We start from the raw sequence: 23,851 nt of genomic DNA on the forward strand, positions 1-23,851 counted from the left end.
TTTATTATTGGTATTTTGTTATTTTTTCCATTTTATTAATTAAACTTTTAGCTCGTTCTACTATTGGAGCATCAATCATTTTTCCGTTCAGTGAATACACGCCTATACCATTTTGAATGGCTTTTTCGTATGATTCAATAATTGTAACAGCTTCTTTAATTTCTTCTTCACTAGGTAAGAAAGTATTATTGATTGTCTCAATTTGTCCTGGATGTATACAAACTTTGCCTGTCATCCCCAAAGATTTGGCCCTGTTAATGTCAAAGGTCAATCCCTCTATATCTTTAAAATCCACATATGGACAGTCAATGGAATCCAGTTCGAAAGCTTTGGCAGCAAAAACCACCTTGTTTCTTGCATATAACAGTTCGTCACCAATTTTTGTCCGGGTAACACCTAATTCGTTTGTAAGGTCTTCCCCTCCGAGATGAACGCCGTCTATACGTTTTGCAACGCTTACAATTTCATCAACATTTGTAACTCCGTCAGCAGTTTCTATTAATGGGATTAGTTTGATTGTATTTTTTACCCAACCTAATTCCGCTTCGATTGCAGTCATGATGACATCTGCCGTCAATATCGATTTCACACTTGCCTTAGGGATCACCAGTGTATGGGGTCCTTTCGGCACGATCGCCATCAAATCCATGATTCCTAAATAAGTATCAATTGGATTGGTTCTTACGATCACTTCTTTATTCGTTTGTTTGGCAGTAGCGATAAATTCTGAAATACTTTTTCTTGCTTCAACCTTTTCTGAAAAACTAACAGCATCTTCAAGGTCAAAAATAACGCTATCTACTTCCGTTTCCAATGCCTTATTCATCATTTTAAGGGAGCTTCCCGGAACGTAAAGCAAGGATCGTCTTAAGAAATGGTTCCTCATCATATCACCATCCCTATTTATTCGGCTCGATGATAGCCCTTTGTACTTCTTTTGATGCCGCTTTTTCAAGAGCAAGCTGTACCTCATCAAGGGAATACGTTCGATCTGTAAGAGAACTAAATGGATATTTATCATGATATTTTTCTAAAAACAGTAGTGTTTTATGAAGATACCATGGTTGGTAACGAAGAATTCCTTTAATAGTGATACACTTTCTCGTAATTAATCCAGGAACGATGGTTGTATTAAGTGACTCATCAACAAGAACATTCCCTAATTCTAAGTAAGTACCGCCCATCCTTACAATCCTAAGTCCTTCGTCAAAAGCTTTAGGTACTCCCGTTACTTCTAAAACAACATCTGCTCCGTGTCCATTCGAAATTTCGTTAATACGTGCGATTCTTTTATCAACTGTGTCATATTCCCTCATGTTTATGACGAAATCGGCACCGAACTTTTTGGCTTCAGTTAGTCTTGATTCCACACCATCAATAACAATGACATTTGCGCCCATTGTTTTAGCGATCGCTGATGCAAAAAGCCCAAGCCCACCAGCACCTTGAATAACAAAATAATCGTTTACTTTTAAATTGGAGTTATCCATCGCATACATAATTTGAGCAATCCCACAATTGGAACCTGCTGCTACATTATCAGGGATGTTATCTGGAACTTTATAAAAATACTGGTTAGTATGAATAAAGTAATGAGTTCCAAAACCACCGGTAAAGTGTGGATGCTTTTCTGAAACTTGCCCCATGAAATCGCTTCCATGTTCACATAAATTAAAGTGACCACTTAAACAAGCTTGACACTTTTGACATGTCAGATAATAGACTGGAACAACTCTATCTCCTACCGCTATGCTTTGACCAGCATAGTCAGTTGTTATACCTTCACCAATTTCGACTATTTTTCCAACCATTTCATGTCCTAGTACATGATTTTTCAGGACATGCTTGCCTTCCCACATATGAATATCTGATCCACAAATATTAGCTTTGATAATCTCTAGTATGACTTGCCCTTTTTCTGCTTTCGGCAATTCATATTCCTTAATAGTCATTTCTTCTAAGCCCGTCATTGCCGCTACTCTTCCGTTCATTTCACGTACCTCCAGCTTTAGTAGATTATTTTTGTTTATTATATATGAAAATGTTATTTTTATAGTTTCATATACAAAAAATGCTCACATTATTATATTTAACCGTAAATAATAATGATTTTCTAAGTAATTTGTATATGAAATCACTTTTTAATTAATTTTCGTATACAATTTTCTTACAATTCCTAATATACAAACTTTCATAGATCACGTCAATGGATTGGAGATTGTTGTACAAAAAAGAGTGACAGGCACCTTCCAGAAACCTGGAGGACGACTGTCACTCTAACTTGTAAATGAATTCGCCATTCTTTTTAGGCGAAGAATTTACGGCTAATGTATAGAGGGGAGAATTACGAAGCAGATATAAGCGGAGATATTCCGATTAACTTCTCTAAATAAGACAAAATCCAAAGATTTGGATGATATAAACGGAAAAACTTCCTTTATTTTTAAGGAAATATGAGTATTTCCCAATATAAACGGAATTTTTCCGTTTATTTTTCAAACACAGTGAAATCAACATTCAGTAGTGACCGCTTTTCCTTCTTTTAACCGTTTCCGGGCACTCATCCACTCAATGAGTGCCATTCTCTCTTCCTTACCAGTTATTGTGGAACAATTCTATAATTCTATGAAACAAGAATATTCGGGTAGTGACACCGCTTAAAAACCCTGTACTTTTGCTTTATGCCCTTGATCTAGTTCCTTCCGAGTTCCAAAAATCATTTTTAATAACGGAGGTGTAACGAGTGTCGTCAAAATGACGACAATAATCATGGCCGTGTAATATTGAGCAGGCAACAAGCCACTCTCTAATCCCATTGCAGCTAAGATCAAGGCAACCTCTCCCCTTGAAATCATCCCCGCACCAATCCCCATTTAAGACCTTGCATTAAATCCTGAAACCTTAGCACCAACACCACATTGCGTGAACGTATCGTCAAATCCTTTTTTATACGGTTATTTGGTTAACGCACACAATTTTGTAACAACTCTCTAAAAAACACCCTGTCCTTTTGCCCTCTTCAAACCTATATAGAGGGTAGAAAGGGTGGTGCATTTTTATGAATTTAAAATCAGGCAAGATTGAAGGATTCGAAGGGTATTCTCAGTTTAAGAGTGTGAAGGAATTTAATACCCACGTGGAGATGTGGTTGGCTGTAAAGAAGCAGGAATTCTCAAAGGGGGAGCTTGTCGGTTTGAAAAGGCTGGTTCGTTTTTCTGTAAAAGTACCAGGGGTTTCAAATGCAAAGATTGGCACCTTACTAAAAGCAATTAATGATGACTATCAAGGGAACGGAATCTCCCGCTCTACGTTTAAACGGATGATCATCAAAGCGAAGGAAATAGGAATCCTCTCCATCTATGAAACGGAACGAAAAAATGGATCACAGTCTAGTAACTTGTATAGCTTTAATCGTTTCCCACAAAGTGAACCACCCAAGGCGGAAAAATTGAACCACCCTAAAGAAACTAATAATCTTTTAAAAACTAATAATCAAAAGACTACTAAACGTAACGAAGCGCCGATTGAACTCGATTACACGTTTGTTAGCGATAAAGTTCCACAAGCTTTTGTCCAGCTTGTAAAATACTTCTTCACTGATGCGAAAACGATCGAAGAATATTGGCATATGGTACAAATCGCTGCTTTTCGTTTTGAATGTAACCAACAAACAGAGGATATTCTCAGCATAGCGATTAAGTCTTTTAAGCAGCTGATCCGGAAATTAAAATCTACCAAGCAGGTAGCAAAGCCGATTGCTTTCTTTTATGGAATTTTAACGAACAAATTAAAAGAACTCTATCTCGATCAATTACCTGAAGACAGACATGAGAGTAAGCCATCGCGCTATGTGCTCGGAAACGGCGAAGTCATGTACTATGATTGGCTGCATACGGATGCATAATTTTGTGAAGGAAACCTGGCACATGTCATTTTATTATAAATTTATAGTATTTTTATGGAATTTTCCAAATACGTACAGTTCGTGTTAAAGATTTGGCAGGTATCATGTAAAAAGGAGAAATCCCTTGACTGAGGCCAATGCCCTTTTAACAGAAATATTCGGGGACACAGGCACAGATATTTAGATTTTGTATATAGTACCTACTATGTTAAGATAGGATAGTTTTCATTTTGTTATAGTAAGGTGGGAAAACATGTTAAAAGCATATTCATTGCTAACGATTTGTGTCGTGGTATGGGGAAGCAATTTTGTATTTGGAAAGATTTTAATCCAGGATTTTTCCCCAACTCTACTAACCATGCTTAGACTTTTGTTTATTGTACTATTTTTACTTGGATTATCCTCATTTAAAAAACACTTTAAACGTGTGAATAAATCGGATTTACTTGCGGTTTTGTTTCTTGGGGTTATTGGTGTATTTATAAACCAATGGTCTTTTTTTGTAGGATTACAAACAGCTGACCCAACAACATCTGCCCTAATTTTAGCAACAACCCCTATTTTAACCGGCTTTTTAGCATTTATTTTTTTAAAAGAAAAATTAACCATTCATATGTTGATTGGGTCTATTATCGCAATCATAGGTATTTACTTTGTTGTAACAACAGGCAATCCATCCTCTTTACATATTGATAAAGGTTTATTGTGGATTGTAATAACGATGATTACATTTGCCATAATGATTATAATGACGAGACTTCTATCTCAAAGAATAGATCCACTTATCATTACTTTATATTCGAATATAGTAGGCTTTATTGTGTCAATCCCTTTTGCCTTTTTATTAGACACTCCATTACGAATAAGCACTAAGTTGTCTGATTGGACTTTTCTGATTGGAACCGCCGTTGTTGTACACGGTATAGCTACACTGATTTGGAATAACAACATTAGATATGTTGATGCTTCAAAGGCATCCATATTATCTAATTTAGAACCTTTTGTAGCAATGATCATGGGATTAATATTGCTATATAAACCAATAACTGGTGTAGAGATGTTAGGGTCATTATTGATTGTGGGAGGAGTAGTACTATCTACATTTCAACGAAAAAGGCTTAATAGTGTTAATTAAATATGGTTATTTTATTGACACTTCTAGCACTAAAGGAGAAAGTCCTATATCGACATTCTATTAATGATGATTCATTTTAATAATAGTTAATTGTTTTAAGAAATACTAAAATGGCAAAGAAGAGTTTGAAAAATCAAACTATTCTGCTTACAATTTCATATTTATACTTTTATTATTGGCTTTTTAAAATAAACTCTTTCGCCCTTTTATAAACAGGATAGTCAATCATTTCATTTTCGTACTGAATTGCTGCAATTCCATTGCTTTCGGTTTCCTCAAATATTTCTATTACTCTACTATATTCTGCAATAGAACAGTAAGCGTCAAATAATCCCCACCTTCTGAAGAAGATGGGGATTATCTGAATTATTATTTAGATAACTCGTTAATACCGATTAACATGCTGTATGGCTTGGAATTAGTTGTTGTAAGCCCTATTAAAGATGTCGTTCAGCACTTACCAGTTAAGTACTATTCTTTTATCATTTTTCCATTTTAACGTAATCACGAAAGCCTTTCATTTAACCTTGTTCAGTTATGATAGAAAGCCTTACTTGCTGTGCCCAGCTGGCGTGCGTACCGTAATGGAGTCGGTCAGCGTGATCTTGTCAGAAGAGTTACCGACATACACCTTGTACGAACCGTCAAGAGTTTTCCAAGCGTCGGTATCGGCATCCCAAATGGACAATGGGTGGTTGGTCGCTGACGGATCGATGGTAATTGTGACATGCTTCTTCTCACCTGGTTTTAGCCAGATTTTATCGAACCCTACCAAGCGCTTAGGCGGCTGGTTCGCGTTTGCAGGCAGACCAAGGTAAACCTGAGGCACTTCTGCACCCGCAACTTCACCAGTGTTCTGCACGAAGAACGATACCTTAATTGGCTTGGTACCATCGGTGGTCTTCGGCGTGACTACGAGCTTTGAAATCTCGAAGTCGGTATAGGACAAACCATAACCAAATGCAAAAAGAGGTTTGATGCCCTGAGCGTCGTACCAGCGGTAGCCCATTTCTAGACCCTCAGAATAGTATACTTGCGGGATCTCTCTTCCAGCACTATCTAACACTCCTTGATTGATTCCTGGGTAGCGGTCAGCAGTGCTAGTAGGTGTGTCCGCCTTTGAAACCGGATAGGTCACTGGCAGCTTACCCGATGGGTTGGCGAGCCCGAATAACAAGTTGGCGACAACATTTCCGTCCTCCTGGCCAGGATTCCATGCTTCGAGTATTGCTGGAACCTCGTTAACCCAAGGCATAAGGACTGGATCTCCATCTTTGAGCACAAGTGCTGTTTTCTTGTTTGCTGCGGAAATGGCTGATATCATTGCATCTTGGTTGTCAGGAAGGGACAGGCTTGGACGGTCTCTGCCCTCGCTAGTTACGACGCCGGCCATAAGGATTACGACATCGGCGTCCTTCGCTGCAGCAACAGCCGCGTCGAGATTGCTATTGTCATTGGCCACTGTTACCTTGGTAATCGTCGCGTCCGAATTTAGTTTTGCTAGGGTGTTTTGCAGACCCTGAAGCGGCGCAACCGTGTAAAGCGGACTTACCCGTGAGCTGCCACCACCTCCGGCAACTGCAGCATCGACGAATGTGCTCTTGCCGATTAAGGCGATTGATTCAACAGAAGAGTCGAGCGGCAGTAGGTTATTCTCGTTCTTCAGCAGGACAGCTGTCTGCTCGGCAATCTCACGTGCTTTAGAACCGTTACCCTCAGCATCGATAGTGCCCCGCACGATCGGACGGTCGAATATGCCATATTTGAACATTTGTACGTATCTGCGGTCGAGTGCCTGGTCGATTGTTTCCATCGTTAGGCTTTTGTTGTCGAGTGCAGCCTTGATGCTCTCGTTATTGAAGAACCTGTTCGACTGCATCTCAAAATCCAATCCGGCGTTTAGCGCAGGTGCAGTTGAATGCGTAGCGCCAAAGTCCGACTGGACATAGCCCTTGAAGTCCCACTGATCACGAAGGACAGTGTTCAGCAGATACTCGTTCTCACAAGCATAGGTCCCACCTACCCGATTGTATGAGCACATGATCGAGCCAACGTTCCCATCCTTGACTGACATCTCAAACGGCAGCAGGTAGAGCTCATGAAGGACATTTTCGGCGATGTTAACGTTAACTGACATACGGTTTTGCTCTTGATCATTGAGTACGTAATGTTTTGACATTGCGATAATGTCGTTGTCTTGAATACCCTGAATCTCTTTCGAAGCTAGAAGACCGGCGAGATAAGGATCCTCACCCATATACTCGAAATTACGGCCGTTCTCGCCCACACGCGCAAGATTGATGCCGGGTGCCTCGAGTTCGTGTAGCCCAAGCGTCCTCGCCTCTCCACCCATCAAGTTACCGAAGTCGTATGCGAGGCTGGGATCGAAACTGGCTGCAAGCCCAAGTGCAACCGGTAGAGCAGTAGCCTTATCCTGTGGGCTGCAATCACCTCCGCCAAGACCGACTGGACCATTAGTGATCCGGAACGTCGGAATCCCAAGCTCAGGGATGCCGGGTACGTGCCGACCAGAGGTTCCGCATTCCGGAAGCTCAGGAATTACTCCGCGAGCCCCGGCAAGCTGCTGGATCTTCTGTTCCAGTGTCATTGCATCGATAAGAAGTTCCGAACGTGCCTCAGGCGAAAGGGACGTATCCATCCAGGGCAGCGGTGACGAGACAGTACTTGTAGACTGACTTGGAGACACCGCGAGTGCCCCAGTGGCAATAGCCGTAACAGTAAAAATTGTTACAAGTGAAGACAACACAAGTTTTCTTAAATTTTTTGCTGATTTAAACATTTTTCTACCTCCTTTTTATTGAATGGATAAAGTGACCTTTTATACTCTACTTGCACCTCCTCACCCTCAAATGAAAACGCTAACAATACAAAGCACGTTAATTATATTAAATTTTCTGATTATTTAGTTTGTTTTATTTTTAGGTTTTTTTGTATTTTTATTAGATTTTCATTATTAAGTCACAAAATATACATATTTAGGAAATCTAGGGTCGGTGTTTGTTGTGATAGTTGCCGCATTTTCCTTGTTTGCTAGAATATTAAATCGGCAATCGGGTGGTTAAGAAGTTATTTAAAACCTTTAGAAGGATCTAATCATGATGATTTTCACATACGTATTGGAACCCTCCGATTATTGTCATAAACATTGGACCACGTGGAGATATTTACAAATGAGATTCTAACGTACATGAGTATCCCCATAGCTAAAGCAAGGGGTTTCGAAAGAATAGTCTTTAAAAGCACCATTGTCTTTACGTGGGCTACCACATGTCCCGCTACTACATCAGGCCGAGGCCTTCAGCTTTGCATGTTTATTTTTCATGATGATGATTTTCTGTGGAGCTTGAAGGAATTGTTTTCTTTCAAGTCCATCAAAGGCATTCTTTACATGTTTTCGTACGATATTAAAGGCGCCATTTACATCTGCATGGATTAAAACTTTTGAGCCCTTGATTTTGTAAAAAGCTCTAGAATAGCGATATCCACTAAAAATCGTTTGGTGTTCTACTCCAAATGTCGGAATGGGGTCTTGATTCAAGAAACTGGACTTGGAAGTATAGCTTTCTTCCCTATCAATAACTTGAACGCCTTTTCGCTCTGCTTTGTATCGAATCATTTCAATGAAAGTCGCATACGGAATTTGGATGAAGGTTTGCTTATTTGCCTTTTGCATATCGACCTCCAATTTCCAGCCAACATTCCTCCCAATGATGATGGTATCGATGTTTCTTACTAGAGCAATTTCTACCACTTTAGCGCTAGCCTTATGCAAAAAATCCATGACCCGATTATTTCTTTTTCGATCCAATGAAATCATTCGGTTGGTGGTAAATATCCCTTCTTTCGGACCTTTACCATTTCGAATGATACTCATGTACTTGGCCTTTAATTTATTATAATATTGATTTATCGATTTTAACCTTGAGCCCTTGATAAGCAGAGGCTTAAGCCCCGTATTATCGACGATAGTTGCCAGGTTATCAACACCTAAATCAATACCCATTACTCGTTTCGGCTCAAATACTAATTCATTAATTTTCTTTTCAGACCGTTGGATTTCCTTGTCTTGTTTACCTTTAAAAACGACTTCAACAACATAGCGACCATAGGAGGGGAGAATTCGAACCTGTTGAAGTTTCCCTTCGGATTGAGCCACCTTCCCCAATTTTAATTGAAGATGGGTTCCTGGTAATTTTAGAACATTTCCATCTTTAATCTTGGTAATTTGATTGGTTAAATAACACGTGGTACGTCCATTCTTTGGCTTGTACTTTGGAATTTTTGGTTTACCGGTAAAACTTGCAGGATTCATTTTATATTTCTTTGAGGCTTCGAAGAAACTTTTCCAATCGTCATATACTTTTTTCATCGTTTGTTGATTGGACTGGGGGGGCATAGAAGTGTAATCTACTTGTTTCATCACTTTAAATAAGGCTTCTGCAAAGCCGTATCCAATAAATGATTTCTCATGATGGGGCATTTCAAATAGCTTCAACTCTGGATTAACTATATTGCCATTTTTGTCTATTTTCTTAGGTTTCGCCTTCGCTTTTTCATAGCTTTTCTTGCGAATCTTATTCATTTTAGGTAAATGTGTTTCAATATCCATTAGAACCTGAAGTTGATTTTCATTTCTCGTGTCCTTTTTTATGGCTGTGTAAACCTGTCTGATATAGTAGTTGGTAATGTTGTACAAATTTTTAGCCTTAAAACATAGAGTATCACAGTATTCAAACAAATCATGGTCCGGATGTATTTGTATTTTATAGGCACTATACATTTCGTTCACCCCCAAAAAGGAACAAATGTTCTGTTTACAATTCTAGTATACCAATAGTTTCATAGAATGTATAGTGGGAGCACATATTTTTCCCTAAAAAAATAACAAATACAGCTTATATCCCCATAGCTAAAGCTAGGGGTTTTACGCTGCACTTTGATAAAAGAAGAGAGTATATCATAAATAATGATCACTCTCCTTTTCTAATTTTCTTATAGGATATAAATCTTTCATTGCGCCATGGGGGAAATTCTCCTAGTTTAATTAGGGTTAACTCCAATTAATAGAACGGTTCAATGATGACAGCCAGCTTTTTTGGTTACTGCTAACATGACTATATTTTAAAGGTACCCATTATATTACAGAAAGCTAGTTTACTATTTTTTATACCAATAGGATTCTATTTCAACACCCGCATCTTTTAATAAGTTATAAACAGGGCATCTTTTTTCTACTTCTTCTTTTAATTCCTCAACCCGTGAATCACTTTCCCCCGTTTCAAGGATAACGTCAAAACTCACACTTTGAAAATGTGGTGACACCCCTTCAACTCCCATTAATCCTTGTAAATCGAGTGTTCCATTATTTTTAAAATCTACTCCTTGAAAAGAAAACTTCTTTTCTTTAGAAATTAAAGCAATCATAACGGAAGTACAGCTAGTCAATGCAGCTAATACATACTCAACAGGATTGGGTCCTTCGTCTGTTCCACCTAGACTTTTCGGTTCATCAACGATTAATGTTGAAAAATCTCTAATTGAAATGGAAGTTTTTAAGCCGCTTTCCCACTTACCACTTGTTTCTACCTTTAACAATTGAGCTTTAGACATATAAGCACCTCTAATTCACAGTATTTTTATAGGCTTAATTATATATTAAATATTTTGAATTGTAAAACTATTATTCTGTTTTAATAAGGTTCTCTTCGGTTCACAAATTGATTCTATCGAAGGCAAAAAGGAGAAGGTTTAGGGGTGAAACTTCTTCCCCCATCTCACCATCTCCGATTAATTCACCAATATCATCAATAAACCCAAATCCCAACAAAATTTTCACATTTAAAATGGATGAAAGCCCTAAATAAAAGGAAATACAGCGTTTTTAATCAAACGATTGATTAACACTTTACTTTATTAATTAATCGTTTGATTAAAAGTACTGAAAACCCTGTTGTAAAAGCGATCTTATCCTCCTCATTAGAAGAAACCTGTTGAAGATTGTGTTCTTACTTTCGACACAAAAGGCTGATCGATAAAAAATATGATTTTACAACTTATCCTCCTATGGAAGGCACCCGACACCTTCTATTGATTAGTAACATCTACCTTTTCTCAAGAATATAGATAAAATCTTCCATCGTATAAAATGGATAGACTGCATACCGAGGGATTTCCAGGATGTGCTGTGATGGAGCTGCGTAACCAGGCTGGACGGTAAAGGCCATTTTAATATTCAGTTCTTTTAAAATATCTAATGTAGTGGTATCATACTCTCCATATGGGGCTGCAAAGCCTATTGAATGTTCGAGCCATTCATTTGCTAGGGTAAGATCTTCTTTTACTTTTTCCCTATCATATGCTTCTAAGTATGACACTCCGTTATCATTCCTCTGGTGAAAGGAATGTGTGTGGTTTCCGTAATCAAAGACATCTGTTGCTTCTTTCAATTCATCAATACTTGCATATTGGAGAAATGTTGAGTCATAGGCAACGGTTCTATTTGTAATTAATCCCGTAATGATTAAATTAACAGCATAAAAATCATGCTTTTTTAAAACAGGATAAGCAAATTCAAACACATTTTTAAATCCGTCATCGAATGTAATCAGTACACTTTTGGCTGGAACCTTTTTCTGGTTGGTCATAAACCCTTCAAATTCTTTTAACGATAAAACCGTATAATTTTGTTCCTTCAAATAGTTCATTTGCTTGGTAAACTCTTCGAGCGTCACGACCATTTCATTGATGTCGCCCTTTTCTGTAAAATGTTGTTTTTTTAATTGACGCTCCGGAATAATTTGGTGATACATGAGGACTGGTACTTTGTCGGCAAACTCTTCCACGCCAGAGAAATCACGATATACAGAAATGGGAGCTGTGTTCGTTTCACTTAATGACTGTTTGGCTGCCACAGGCGGCAGACCAAAGTTAAGAAGATAATCGTAAAGTAAATAACAAAGAGGGCTAAAAAGAGCGAGGAAAAAAACGGTAAATAAAAGATTGGAGATGGCGTATTTTTTCATTTCATTACCCCCCGAGTGTATCTTTAACGCTTGCTTTTACCCCCATATCAAGCATAATTGGCTGTCCAATTCGTTCTGAACGGCTCCATCCATCTTTATCAAAGAAATAGAGGATGGTTCCAATCGTAACAAAAAACAACCCTGTCATTCGAAAGAATATGACTTCAATCGGAAGAAAAAAAAGCAACGTAATAGAGTCTCTTAAACTATAAGAATGTCCGAATCTTTTGGAAACTAATAACGTAGCAATATCTTGCATGATGGCTAACACAATCGACATGATTAATAGGATGAGGGATAATTTCAGATGGCTCATTGTGGCAATTACGATTATGGGAACCATTAGGGTTGGATAGGCGGATAATGTTCCGAGTAAAAAAGAATCTACTAATAAATAGGTTGATACTTTGAAATTCATTTTCCGAAAAAATGACTTGCGGTAGGTAATGACGCAGTCTATAAACGCTTTTTGCCAACGTATTCGCTGTCTGTATAAATTCTTAAAGCTTGCAGGACATTCCGTATAACAAACGGCTTCAGGTACAAAAACAATCCTTTTCCCTTTCAAAACTGTCCCGATTAATTCTTGGATCCTTAGTGTAATGTCCATATCTTCACCGACCGTTTTTCTGTAGCCTTTTGCTTGAATTAGTATACTTCTTCGAAAGGCCCCGAAGGCCCCAGCTATGACCGTGATCGTTCCAAACCTTGATTGGGTGGTTTTATGTAAATAAAAAGCGTTCAAATATTGAACGACTTGATAGCGAATAAGTCCAGACAGTTTAAAACAAGGGATTAATTTCTGTCCACTACGTTTAAATCCTTGGACAATGTTCACCAATCCACCTGCAGCTACGACAGAGTCATCTGTAAACGTTAGGTTCATTTCGTTTAATGAGTTTGGCTCGAGAATGCTATCGGCGTCTAACGTAATCACGATTTCATTCTTGGCAAAGTCTATTCCGGCATTAAGTGCATCGGCCTTTCCACCGTTTCCTTTATCAATCACCCAAATATAAGGATATTTTTCCGACCGATAAACATCCTTTACACTCTCATATTCCAGCACCCCTTGTTTGGACTTTGAGGTTTTAACAAGCATAAGGTGTTTGTGGAATGTTTCAAGTGTGTCGTCAGTGGAGCCATCATTTATAAACAGAATCTCTAAATCGTTGTAATCCACATTGAAAATTCCCATCAGACAGTTTTCAATGACAAGTGTCTCGTTAAATGCAGGAATCAAAATGCTAATTCCCTTTTCTTTTGTTGGATAAACTCTCTTTTGCTCCCGGCTTGAATAAAGTGGAATAAAAATATATAGGGTATGAAACAAAATAAAAAGGCAGAAAAGAATCATTGTGATCGTTAACATCATAGTAACTTCCTCCAACTTTCATAAATGGATTTTGTGAAGGATAATAAAGGGTTGGGTTGTTTTTTGTGCTTTAAATAATATTCGATGGTTCCGAATTAAGAAATAACTGTTCAAAAAAAAAATAATCTCACTCTTCATTTCCCTTAAAAACCCTTACATAGTCTATTTCAAAACTGACAGGAAATACCGTCGATTGGTCTGGTGCCCCTGGCCAATTCCCCCCAACCGCTGTATTTAGATATAAATACATACTTTCACTTGGAATGTTCCTACTTATTGTGAATCTTTCCATATCGTCGATGAACCACGTTATTGAATTTGGGGTCCATTCGATACCAAAAGTATGAAAATCTTTGGAGAAGTCTGGACCTTTAAAGGTGTCAGAAACACTTTTTAACTTTCCGTCCTCACCTAACCAATGTGAAACCATCCAAACTTGATTAGGCTGGTGACCAAGCATTTCCAAAATATCGATTTCTGGAAGCCACGTATTTTCCTTATCTGTCATCATCCAAAAGGCTGGAAACATCCCTTGACCAGCAGGAAGCTTAGCCCTCATATCTGCTTTACCATATAAAAAATTAAATTTCCCTTGGGTATGTACCGCCCCAGATGTGAATTCCTTACCTTTAAATTGTTCTTTTTTGCTGATTAACTTTAATACTCCATCTTCGACTTTTACATTATTAGGAGAATAGTATTGTTGTTCATTATTTTTCTCAGCTGCCCAATCTTCTATACTCCACTTGCTGGAATCTAGGCAGTTGTTTTCAAATTCATCTTGCCAAATTAAAACCCACCCGTCTTGTCTAGCATCTGAAATAGAATCAGGTTCATCAAATTTAAAAGCGTCTTCCACACAATCACCACCATCATTCCTTGACATGTTTGTTTCAATACTGTCTTGAGTGGCCGGCTCATTTTGAGGTTCGAGGGTTTTGTCTTCTTTTTCATTAGAAAAATAATGGAAATAAACGAGACATAATATAATTGAAATCGTTAAAAGGATAAAAAGAAATTTATTAAATGTTTTCATAAATCGGCTTCTTTCTCCAAAAGGTGGATGTTTTAACGCGCTCATCGTTCTAAATAAAAAACAATATATTTATACTATAAGATGATAAGTGGGTCTTTAGTTATATTTTGATTCAGGATTGGCTGGCTGTATTCTAAGCAAACCTCATAAAGTCTTGCTTCACTGCATGACCCTTTTATTGAAGTAGGTAATATATATGTTGTTGGTAAGTAGAATATTCATAATAAGGAATTTTTTAATTGTGAGGATAACAAAGAACTTCAAACCTATTGAAACATAAAGAAGAAATCGAATTTGTAAAAGTACGAAGGAAAATGTAATGAAATTCCTTATCATATAGCACTTTCGAATGGTGTGGAATTAGAGGATTAACTGCTAAAGAAATGGTGCCTGGCAGAAAACAAGAAAACCACCCCGGCCCGTTGCAGGCATAAGGATGGTTCGAAGGATCTTCCTGTTTTTGATACGATCATGATTAATTACTTTTCAGGGTGTCTAACCCATTTTTAGCTAGTTCATTTTTTGGATTCACTTCTAAGGCTTGAGTAAAATACTCCTTCGCTTTTTGAGTGTCACCCATTTCTAAATAACTTCCCCCCATATTGGATAAGATCAATGAAATAACTTCTGTATCCTTTTTATCGATTAAATCCAATGCTTGATTGTATTCAGTAAGGGATTTATCGTACTGCTTCTTTTTATAATAAACATACCCTAAATTTAAATACGAATTGCTATTTTCAGAATCGTATTCGAGGGCTTGTTTTAGATTCTCTTCCGCTAATTCAAGGTTGGACGGTTTCCCTTTTCCATCCGCATACATCAAACCAATCGTCGAGTACGTATCTCCAATGGCAACGTTTGTGTTGAGCTCTTCCCGATTCATTTTGACTTGATCATTCTCGGTCACCACACTGATTTCACTCGTTGCGTTTAAGACTTTGTCATCATAAAAATCCTTTACGGTAACATCGACCGTAAATACATTTTCATTTTCGGTAGCTTTGACATCGGCTGACATTAACTCTTCTTTCTCATCCAATAGTGTCTGCCATAAAACAAAATCCTCTTTTTTTACGATTTGTTTCGATTTTTCACTCAGCATACTATATGCTTTTTCGAAATCACCATCGATGACAAGGTCATAGTAGGTCTTCACCGCTTCTATTTTTTCGCTTTTTTCATTTGTACTTGCTTTTGGATTGCAGCCGGCTAATACAAATAGAATGGTGATACCGGTCAGTATTTTCTTCATCCGTAAACCTCCTTTTTGGTCATTTTCTGCCAATTGTTAACTCGTAGAAGAATAGAGTTGCAGCTGAATAGAAATGAGATGGTTGGTTGTCGGTCTACCGTTAAGGGAAGGGTATGTACGTGAAGTAAGCGCTGTTTTCTTTTGAAAGAGTCTAGTCAGGAAAACCCGGCAATGAAGGGAAACGATGCACTATAAGAAAAGCTGGGTCATGGTAAGAGGTGAAACAACATTTCTTTTAAGATAATTATATATGTCATATCCGTGTCCTGTCACTCCTCGACTTTATCCCTCCCAAAGGTCTCTCGACAAATAATGATGTAATTCTTCTCAATTAACCGTTTAATTAAAAGTGCCGCGAACCCTTTTGAAAAACGAACTTTAGCCTCATTTCAAGAGAATTTCTTGTCGAGGAAAAGTTTTGCTTTCTTCTAGAATGCTTCAAAGATAGTCAATAAAAGTTGCTTTCTACAATTAACGACGGGTTGCTCCAAGATGTCATTGTAATCAAACGTTTGTGTAAAAATGAAATTATTTCCGTTATTTAGGGCTTTCTCTCTTGATTGTGGCAAAATAATTGTCGGTATTAAAGTAGAATTTATAGACTATTTTACAAAATTCCCTTAAATGAACGGGTTCCCCTTAAGGATTCCCCTTAAAACTACATGTTCTAGCAAATACCTTGTAATTCCCCTTTTACACAATCGATTGATTAAATTGGGCTTTACCCCCTTAAAGACAAGCTTTCTGACCAATAGTACAAAAAAATGATGTCTAAATTTGATTTTCACTATTTATCTAGATAACTCCAATCCCTTTCAGGATTGTGACGTCGAATCCTTCTACAATGCCAAAAGCTGCGGAGTAAATTGGAGAGATACGGAGGTCAAACCGTCGAAGCCATTCAACCACGCTTAACTGTTTATGTTTATTGACTGCTGATAACCGAAAAATTCTCAAGTGACGGATACCATTTATTGGATTAAAATTATCTCGATGAAATAATATTGGGGGAATGTAAAATGAAAATTACTTTGGAAATGAGTAAAGGTGCTTATGAAATAGCAAAAAAAGTATATTCAGGAAAAATGACGGACTAATCGACCGCTCCTTCAGATGGATTTGTCCTTAACCCGGGGGATTGAGGACTAATCGACCGCTCCTTCAGTTGGATTTGTCCTTAACCCGGGAGATTGAGGACTAATCGACCGCTCCTTCAGTTGGATTTGTCCTTAACCCGGGAGATTGAGGACTAATCGACCCGCTCCTCCAGTTGGATTTGTCCTTAACCCGGGGGATTGAGGACTAATCGACCCGCTCCTCCAGTTGGATTTGTCCTTAACCAGGGGGATTGAGGACTAATCGACCCGATTCTCCAGATAGATTTGTTCTTAACCCAGGGGATTGAGGACTAATCGACCGCTCCTCCAGTTGGATTTGTCCTTACCCCGGGAACCCGGGGGTTTGAGGACATATCGTTCGAGCCGGCTTTATAGAAAAATGCGGTGCATTGTTAAAGTTACAAACAAAAATATGCTGTTGAGACTTTCTCGACAGCCTGAAGGCCAGTTATTGAAACTGGCCTCTTTTTTTAGTCTTGATTTAATTCGCCTTTCAATATTATTGAACGGAAACTAAAGTCAATTTTTGACCTCTCTTACCTTCCAATGTCAGTGTCGCTTTCTTTCCTTGATGGTTAAATAATTCATTGATCATGTTGCCTGATGCTTTTGCAGTATATGTTGTACCTTCTTCTGTGATAAACCGAAACGTTCCGTTATCATCTACCCCACCTATTTGAGCTTCTATTATTATTTGATTGACAGTAGGTGCAGTAGTCGAAGGGATTTTGATGTTTTGTCCAATTTTCAACTTTGTTGGTTCAACTCCTGGATTTAATTCTTGAATCTGTGAAACAGACACCCCTAATGTTTTAGCGATTTGGGTAAAAGTATCACCGCTTTTAATAACATGAGTGTTTGTTTTATTCACCTTACTCGTGTTTGTTTTGTTAGGTTCATTTTTCGTTAAATAGGTTTCACTAACAAACGCTATTTTGCCCTTGAATTGAATCTTAGCCCAACCATTAGAAGTGGATATCATGGACACACGATCGTTTAATTTCAAAGAGCCAAAGATAGCACTACTCGTAGAAGCTGCTTCTCTTACTCTCAACGATGTTGCTGTTACATACATGGTTTTAGTAGGTTGGCTTGTTAGTGATTCAGCCGCTTGTTTTGATGTAAGATAATCCGCACTCACAAAACAAACTCTTCCTTTAATCAAAATGCCGGCCCATCCCTCTTCTTCGAATACAACCTTAACCACATCACCTTTTTTATATTTTCCGGTAATACTGCTTTCAGTGGTCGGTTGGGATCGAATATTTAGCACAGTGGCGGTAACCATTCGATCTTCTACCTTTGGTAAGAGAATTTTCTTCCCGTTAATGGAAGTTAGCCCATTGGCATTTAATATTCCTTCTGCTGTTACCCCATGTTTCGCAGCGATCGCTTCTATTTTTTCACCACTTCTTACCTGATAGGTATATTCTTCTATCACTGTTGCGGCACTCGAAGTAACGGACGAAATACCAAGAACTACGGTAAAAATTCCCGTCACGACCAATCTTTTTACTGGATTTTTTTGAATCCATTGGTTCACTTGTGCTACATATGTATTCCAATTGGCACGAATATCGTTTAAGAATCCTTTAACATCTAAGACATTCCGGATATCAAAATGATTTACGCTCTTGTAATATTCCCGTTTTTCCATCCTTGAAGTGAAAACTGGTAAATTTTTAGGTTGCTTGCTTTTTCCATGCGCTTCTTTCCTGCTTACCTTTAATTCCCCATTTAAAAATAACTCTGTAGTCAAAATAACTGCTTCCCCTTTTCTCTCTATGTTGAAAGTCATCCATAATATTTCCTATATACAATACGATGGTTTATAAAATTTTTTGTCCCTTTTTGTCAAAAAAAGTAGAAATTAGTTTAATATGGTCCCACTTCCATATTCATGGTGAATATCCTGGTTATTATGCAAATAGTGTACAAAAAAATTTTTCGTCCCTGTCCTTTTTCCTTTATAGAAAGTGAAAGCACAGTGAGCCACTCTAAGATACTAGCCAAGTCTTATTTCACTGCTTTCCAGTTAAAAAAGAGATAAGCTTCGAATGAGCCGTTTATTGATTAATGAAATCCCATTGATGATGGTTCCGTCTTTGGCGGTAAAGATTGGTGTAAATGAGGCGGTGATTCTGCAGCAGGTTTATACTTGTCTTGAAAAGAGTTAGCACGAAATGGATGTCTCGAAGGTAAGATGCACCGCGGGGAAAGTGCGAAAAGAACATTACTTCAGGCACAAAAAATCAAAAGAAGTGTAGTGTTATAATGGAACACACAAGAGGCAGGTAATCGTTAATGATTACCTGCCTCTTCTCTTAAAATATTACCACTTTTGTCATTAAATTAACGATATTTATAATGCAGCAGATCCACTATCGATTGAAATGACAGCACCATGAATATAGGATGCTTCATCGCTAAGCAGAAATGCTACTACATTCCCCACTTCATGGGGTTGACCTAATCGGCCCATCGGTACCGCATCCGCCATTGCTTTAATCGCTTCTGCTGGGAATGCTTTTACCATTGGTGTTTCATTGGTTCCTGGAGCAATGGCATTGATACGAATATGATCTCTTCCATATTCTCCAGCTATGGTTTTTGTTAAACCAATGACAGCATGTTTTGTCGCGGAATAAGCTCCTAATGTAGGCATTCCAACTAAGCCGCCAAGAGAGGCAGTATTGACAATGGATCCACCGCCCGTTTTTAGCATCTCATTCACAACATATTTCAAGCCGTAGAAGACACCTTTTAAATTAACATCAACAATGGTATCGAATTCTTCTTCGGAACATTCTAACGTTCGAACGCCAGAACCGGAAATTCCAGCATTGTTAAAAAATAAATCGATTTTTCCAAAGCGGTCAACTGTTTCGATTACATATTTTTTTACATCTTCTACTTTACTCACATCTGCTTGAATAAAAATAGCATCACTGCCTAATTTTTCACAAAGATGTACGGTCTCTTCTCCTTTTTCTTTAGACAAATCTACTACTGATATATTTACTCCCCTTTGAGCAAGTTTTAATGCCGTTTCTCTTCCGAACCCACTGCCCCCGCCTGTAATAATCGCTGTTTTTCCTTGCATTTGATTCACTCCATTATTTATTATTTGTGATGTTCATAATATAACCGTAATAAGGATTTCCTTTATGTGAAATAGTGAGCAATCAATACTTTTATTATAGCACTTTATAGTTTTTTCAACACAATTCACGGAAAGCGCCATGTGTCAATTTCTTGACATCTTTTTGCACAATTGTTAGATAAAGAAGTCAATAAAAATGACTATCTACAATTAACTACGGGTTATTCCAAGATGGTCTGATAATTAAATGTTTGTGGAATAATGGAATTAATCCCTTTATATAAAGCTTTCTCTCTTGATTCAGGAAAAATAATTGTCGGTGTTTAGAGTATAATCAGGAACTCCCATTCTTTGATACCTGAAATAGGGCTTTTCTGTGATTGCTATTCTAAAAAAGGAGGCAATCCGGTTCCAAATCGCCTTTCTTTGATACTAGATATGCAGTTGTTTCACCCCAACCTATCAATCTTAGACAGACTTAGGGGAGTGCGGCACCGATATAAGATTTATTACTTTTGTATTAGATAAAATCGTCAATTGGTCCATCATGTAGGCGGCCGAGTGAAAATGGTTTTTAATCCAGAAAAAGATTAGTCCGATGGTAGCACTAGTCTGATAGTGTAAAAACATTTCATAGTTCACTTCCCCTACTTCGGACTGTAGTTCCATCCGAATGTCTTTTGAAAAAATTTCAAAAAACAACTCCTCCATTTGATGTTTGAAGACTGGATAACTAACGTAGAGTGCATGAAAAGCTTTCTTATGCTTATCGATATATTCAAAAATCCGAACAGTCGTCGGTGTTAACGTTTTGATTTTAATTGTATTCTTTTCTTTGAATGGAGTTAAGATCTCCTCTTTTAACCCATCACGCACATCACATAAAATTTCCTCTAGTAGATCGGATTTATTTGAAAAATGATCATAAAACGTGGCACGGTTTACATCTGCATATTGGGTAATCATAACAACTGTTATTTGATCATCTGTAAACTTTTCTAGTAAATCGATATAGGCATTTTTTAATGCTAACCTCGTTTTCTTAATTCTTCTATCTATCATTTCTTTCATTTTTCTCACTCCCGTTCTAGCAAAAAAAATAGACGACACTTTTCGGATAAGTGTTGGTTATACATCAATTATACCACTTCTGTTTTTTGCATTTATAGATAGAATGTTACAGTTAAATGGTAATGAATTAAAGGGAGGCAAGACATATGAAAGCAGCGGTTTGGTATGATCAAAAAGATGTAAGAATAGAAGAGCGAGCAGTAAAGGAAGTTAAAGATTATGATGTTAAAGTGAAAGTAGCTTGGTCTGGAATATGTGGTACCGACCTGCACGAATACGAAATTGGTCCTATTTTACTCCCTAAAGAAACACCAAATGCCTATACGGGTGAAACGACTCCAATCGTTCTAGGCCATGAATTTTCAGGTATCGTTGAAGAAATCGGCAAAAATGTAACTGAATTCAAAAAAGGTGATAGAGTTGTCGTTAATCCTGTAACAACTCGAGGAAATCATGCATCAGAAATTGACCGTTATTACGAGTTTTATTCTCTAGGTTTGCATACAGATGGTTCTTTTGCAGAATTTGTAGTCACCAATACAGAAAATGTAGTTCGTGTTCCTGAAGAACTACCTTTAGATAAAGCAGCACTTACTGAACCATTATCTGTTTCAGCTCAAGCCGTTAAAGAAGGAGAAGTAAAAGACGGGGATACAGTAGCCATCTTTGGATGCGGCCCGATTGGTTTATTTGCGATTGTAGCGGCAAAAGCAGCAGGAGCAAAAGAAATTTATGCTTTTGACTTATCAGATGAACGTTTGGAAAAAGCAAAGCAAGTTGGCGCAACACATGTTTTAAACACAAGAAATGAAGACGCAGTCGCCTACTTGAAAAACAGACATCCAGAAGGTGTAGATGCAAGCTTTGAAGTTGCTGGTGTAAAACCAACGTTTGATTCTGCAATAAGTGTTACAAAACCAAAAGGTAATGTCGTGGTCATCGCCATCCATGCAAGAAACTTTGAATTCAATCCTGTACAATTAATGCTTTCAGGCGTTAAACTATCATCTTCTCTAGGATATGAACATGAAACATTCAAAAAATCACTCGACATTTTAATGAACAAAGAGATTGATGTAAGTCCCATCATGACAAAGAAAATTGAACTAGATAACTTGGTTGAAGAAGGCTTCCATTCTTTATCAAACGACCTCTCACAAGCAAAAATCTTAGTCAAACTAAGTGGAGAAGTGTAGGTTCAGTCACTGTGACGGTGCCTTTCACGCCCCGAAGTTTGTAAGATTTTGTTCTAAATTGTAATGGAAATATTTAAAAAAAGGTTGCCAAATAATCAAAAATAGCTAAGAACCTAATTTTTAAAAATTGGGCACTTAGCTATTTTGTTGATGACAACCTATTGATGTTTTTCTCCCGCCTTTTTACCCAAAAATCCCAGTTGTAAGTTAGCGGTTACTTTTTTCATTACTTCTTATAATTTTGCTGTAAATGTGAAGTTGTTTTCTTTAGTGACAGGCACCTCGATATTATGGAAAATCTCTTTTTTTAGAGATTTTTTACAAGCTTAATCTCATCATTTTTAGGGATGAATTCACTGATGTTTTCGAATTTTTTGTCTATTTTCATTTGATCTTTGTTCTCTATTTCATATTTCATAAAAGAATAACAAAAGAGCTTACGTGCTATTCTTCCTTTTTCACCAATTATGTTGAACCACCCTTGTCCAACATAAAAAGGGTTCGTTAACATTCTATCAACAATAAAAGATATATGGTCATTTTCTTCCTTTGTTTCAAATTTTGTTTTTGAGGAAAGAGCCAATACAAAATAGTTTTTAAACCTATCTAATTCAAGTAATTGAAGATGGTACCTTTCATGGTGCTTTATATTAAATTCCTTCAGAACTGTTTTAATACTTTTGTCAACATCTATATCATATTTAACAGCATCTTTCCAAGTCGTTAAACGCGAATTAAAAATAGACAGTGTCATGATATAATGTGAAGCATAATTTTTTGGATCAAATGATTCCTTACCAATTAGCTTTTCATCGACCGGTGTAACAATAAACTTTTTATAGTCAGCAAAAAAATTTTCGTTCATACCGCATACCTTCTTTCATAAATTGATTGTGCTGGATAAATAAAATGATTCCAATACTTTTCTATCTGCAGCTACCTGAGTTAAGGGAAGGTCTTCCTGGTGGAAAGAATCGATTGGTTTTCCTATTACCGTTTCTTATCGTATTTTTGAGGCCAAGCTGTCAAAACAACTTAGACAACCTGGAGATACTAGTTGTTATATATATTCATTTTAAATAATTAAAATCCTGCTTTTTCTTCCATGAAACAACATTTTTCACTTTATTTAATCAAAAAGTCCTATTCCTGAATACAACCTGTTTCCAGTTCTAAAATATAAAAGGTTGTCTGTGACACCTCACTTATTCAAAATGTTACGGATGTATGGAAAGGATCCCAAATAAAAATCCCCCTCAACACTACTGTTTAGGGGGATTTTTATTTGGGATGATTCAAGGAACTTAATTATTGTTTTAGGAAATCAATTTCTATTTCATTTTTTCGTGGTTCACGTTTAAACAGATATTCACCATTACGAATGGATGCAAGTACTTCTGAACGCTCACGAATGGCTTCATATGCATCTTTTGCATCTAAAACGATAAAGTTTGCTGGTTTTCCTGCTTCGATGCCATACTCATCGTTAACTCTCATAATGTTTGCGCCGTTGTATCTGATGCTCCACATGCATAAATGCAGTGGGTTCATAACTTCCTAGTCTTCTCCTATTCGTACACACACTTTTCTTCGAGAAGAAAACGGCTTTGGAAAC

17 protein-coding genes and 1 pseudogene are annotated in these 23,851 nt (G+C 37.4%); 3 read left to right on the plus strand and 15 right to left on the minus strand.

Annotated features, from left to right (window positions below; genetic code table 11):
* Positions 1-4: 4 nt before the first annotated feature.
* The 3 genes and pseudogenes from J2Y03_RS22670 to J2Y03_RS22680 all read right to left on the minus strand — a co-directional run.
* Entirely contained in the window at positions 5-886 is an 882-nt protein-coding gene (locus J2Y03_RS22670) for an HpcH/HpaI aldolase/citrate lyase family protein (RefSeq protein WP_310198629.1), read from the minus strand.
* 13 nt (positions 887-899) lie between these two features.
* Positions 900-1,991 (minus strand): zinc-binding dehydrogenase, encoded by a 1,092-nt coding sequence (locus J2Y03_RS22675; RefSeq protein WP_310198631.1) that lies wholly within the window; start codon positions 1,989-1,991, stop codon positions 900-902.
* A gap of 666 nt (positions 1,992-2,657) precedes the next feature.
* Positions 2,658-2,915, minus strand: a pseudogene (locus J2Y03_RS22680) (cation:proton antiporter domain-containing protein); the annotation flags it as partial.
* 143 nt (positions 2,916-3,058) lie between these two features.
* Here J2Y03_RS22680 and J2Y03_RS22685 point away from each other — a divergent pair.
* The gene (locus J2Y03_RS22685; RefSeq protein ID WP_310198633.1) at positions 3,059-3,904 is read left to right on the plus strand and encodes a hypothetical protein; all 846 of its coding nucleotides are present in this window, start codon (positions 3,059-3,061) and stop codon (positions 3,902-3,904) included.
* 253 nt (positions 3,905-4,157) lie between these two features.
* Positions 4,158-5,039 (plus strand): DMT family transporter, encoded by an 882-nt coding sequence (locus tag J2Y03_RS22690; RefSeq protein WP_310198636.1) that lies wholly within the window; start codon positions 4,158-4,160, stop codon positions 5,037-5,039.
* Positions 5,040-5,589: 550 nt separating this feature from the next.
* Here the strand turns inward: J2Y03_RS22690 and J2Y03_RS22695 are convergent.
* The 10 genes from J2Y03_RS22695 to J2Y03_RS22740 form a co-directional block, all read right to left on the minus strand.
* Positions 5,590-7,839, minus strand: a complete 2,250-nt coding sequence (locus J2Y03_RS22695; RefSeq protein WP_310198639.1) for a beta-glucosidase family protein — start codon at positions 7,837-7,839, stop codon at positions 5,590-5,592.
* A gap of 504 nt (positions 7,840-8,343) precedes the next feature.
* Positions 8,344-9,840, minus strand: coding sequence for an RNA-guided endonuclease InsQ/TnpB family protein (locus J2Y03_RS22700; protein WP_310198642.1), 1,497 nt, complete (start codon positions 9,838-9,840; stop codon positions 8,344-8,346).
* A gap of 377 nt (positions 9,841-10,217) precedes the next feature.
* Positions 10,218-10,670, minus strand: a complete 453-nt coding sequence (locus tag J2Y03_RS22705) for an OsmC family protein (RefSeq protein WP_310198645.1) — start codon at positions 10,668-10,670, stop codon at positions 10,218-10,220.
* Between the two features lie 491 nt (positions 10,671-11,161).
* Positions 11,162-12,082 carry a polysaccharide deacetylase family protein gene (locus J2Y03_RS22710; protein WP_310198647.1) on the minus strand — a complete coding sequence of 307 codons (921 nt, stop codon included), beginning with the start codon at positions 12,080-12,082 and terminating at the stop codon, positions 11,162-11,164.
* Positions 12,083-12,086: 4 nt separating this feature from the next.
* Positions 12,087-13,457, minus strand: a complete 1,371-nt coding sequence (locus tag J2Y03_RS22715; protein WP_310198649.1) for a glycosyltransferase family 2 protein — start codon at positions 13,455-13,457, stop codon at positions 12,087-12,089.
* Positions 13,458-13,584: 127 nt separating this feature from the next.
* Positions 13,585-14,493 carry a glycoside hydrolase family 16 protein gene (locus tag J2Y03_RS22720; protein ID WP_310198651.1) on the minus strand — a complete coding sequence of 303 codons (909 nt, stop codon included), beginning with the start codon at positions 14,491-14,493 and terminating at the stop codon, positions 13,585-13,587.
* A 475-nt stretch (positions 14,494-14,968) separates the two neighbouring features.
* Entirely contained in the window at positions 14,969-15,748 is a 780-nt protein-coding gene (locus J2Y03_RS22725) for a tetratricopeptide repeat protein (RefSeq protein WP_310198653.1), read from the minus strand.
* 1,617 nt (positions 15,749-17,365) lie between these two features.
* Positions 17,366-18,664 carry an SH3 domain-containing protein gene (locus J2Y03_RS22730; protein WP_310198656.1) on the minus strand — a complete coding sequence of 433 codons (1,299 nt, stop codon included), beginning with the start codon at positions 18,662-18,664 and terminating at the stop codon, positions 17,366-17,368.
* A 564-nt stretch (positions 18,665-19,228) separates the two neighbouring features.
* Complete coding sequence (locus J2Y03_RS22735; RefSeq protein ID WP_310198660.1) at positions 19,229-19,969, minus strand: SDR family NAD(P)-dependent oxidoreductase; 741 nt, start codon at positions 19,967-19,969, stop codon at positions 19,229-19,231.
* Between the two features lie 468 nt (positions 19,970-20,437).
* Positions 20,438-21,040 (minus strand): TetR/AcrR family transcriptional regulator, encoded by a 603-nt coding sequence (locus tag J2Y03_RS22740; RefSeq protein ID WP_310198663.1) that lies wholly within the window; start codon positions 21,038-21,040, stop codon positions 20,438-20,440.
* A gap of 146 nt (positions 21,041-21,186) precedes the next feature.
* Between J2Y03_RS22740 and J2Y03_RS22745 the strand changes: the two genes are divergently transcribed.
* On the plus strand, positions 21,187-22,236 hold the full coding sequence (locus J2Y03_RS22745; RefSeq protein ID WP_310198665.1) for a 2,3-butanediol dehydrogenase: 1,050 nt from the start codon (positions 21,187-21,189) through the stop codon (positions 22,234-22,236).
* Between the two features lie 307 nt (positions 22,237-22,543).
* Here the strand turns inward: J2Y03_RS22745 and J2Y03_RS22750 are convergent, their stop codons facing one another.
* Positions 22,544-23,101 (minus strand): hypothetical protein, encoded by a 558-nt coding sequence (locus tag J2Y03_RS22750; protein WP_310198667.1) that lies wholly within the window; start codon positions 23,099-23,101, stop codon positions 22,544-22,546.
* Positions 23,102-23,544: 443 nt separating this feature from the next.
* Positions 23,545-23,766, minus strand: a complete 222-nt coding sequence (locus tag J2Y03_RS22755; RefSeq protein ID WP_310198668.1) for a hypothetical protein — start codon at positions 23,764-23,766, stop codon at positions 23,545-23,547.
* Between the last annotated feature and the right edge of the window lie 85 nt (positions 23,767-23,851).

Origin of the sequence: Neobacillus niacini (genome assembly GCF_031457145.1) — a bacterium.
GTDB lineage: Bacteria > Bacillota > Bacilli > Bacillales > Cytobacillaceae > Neobacillus > Neobacillus niacini_J.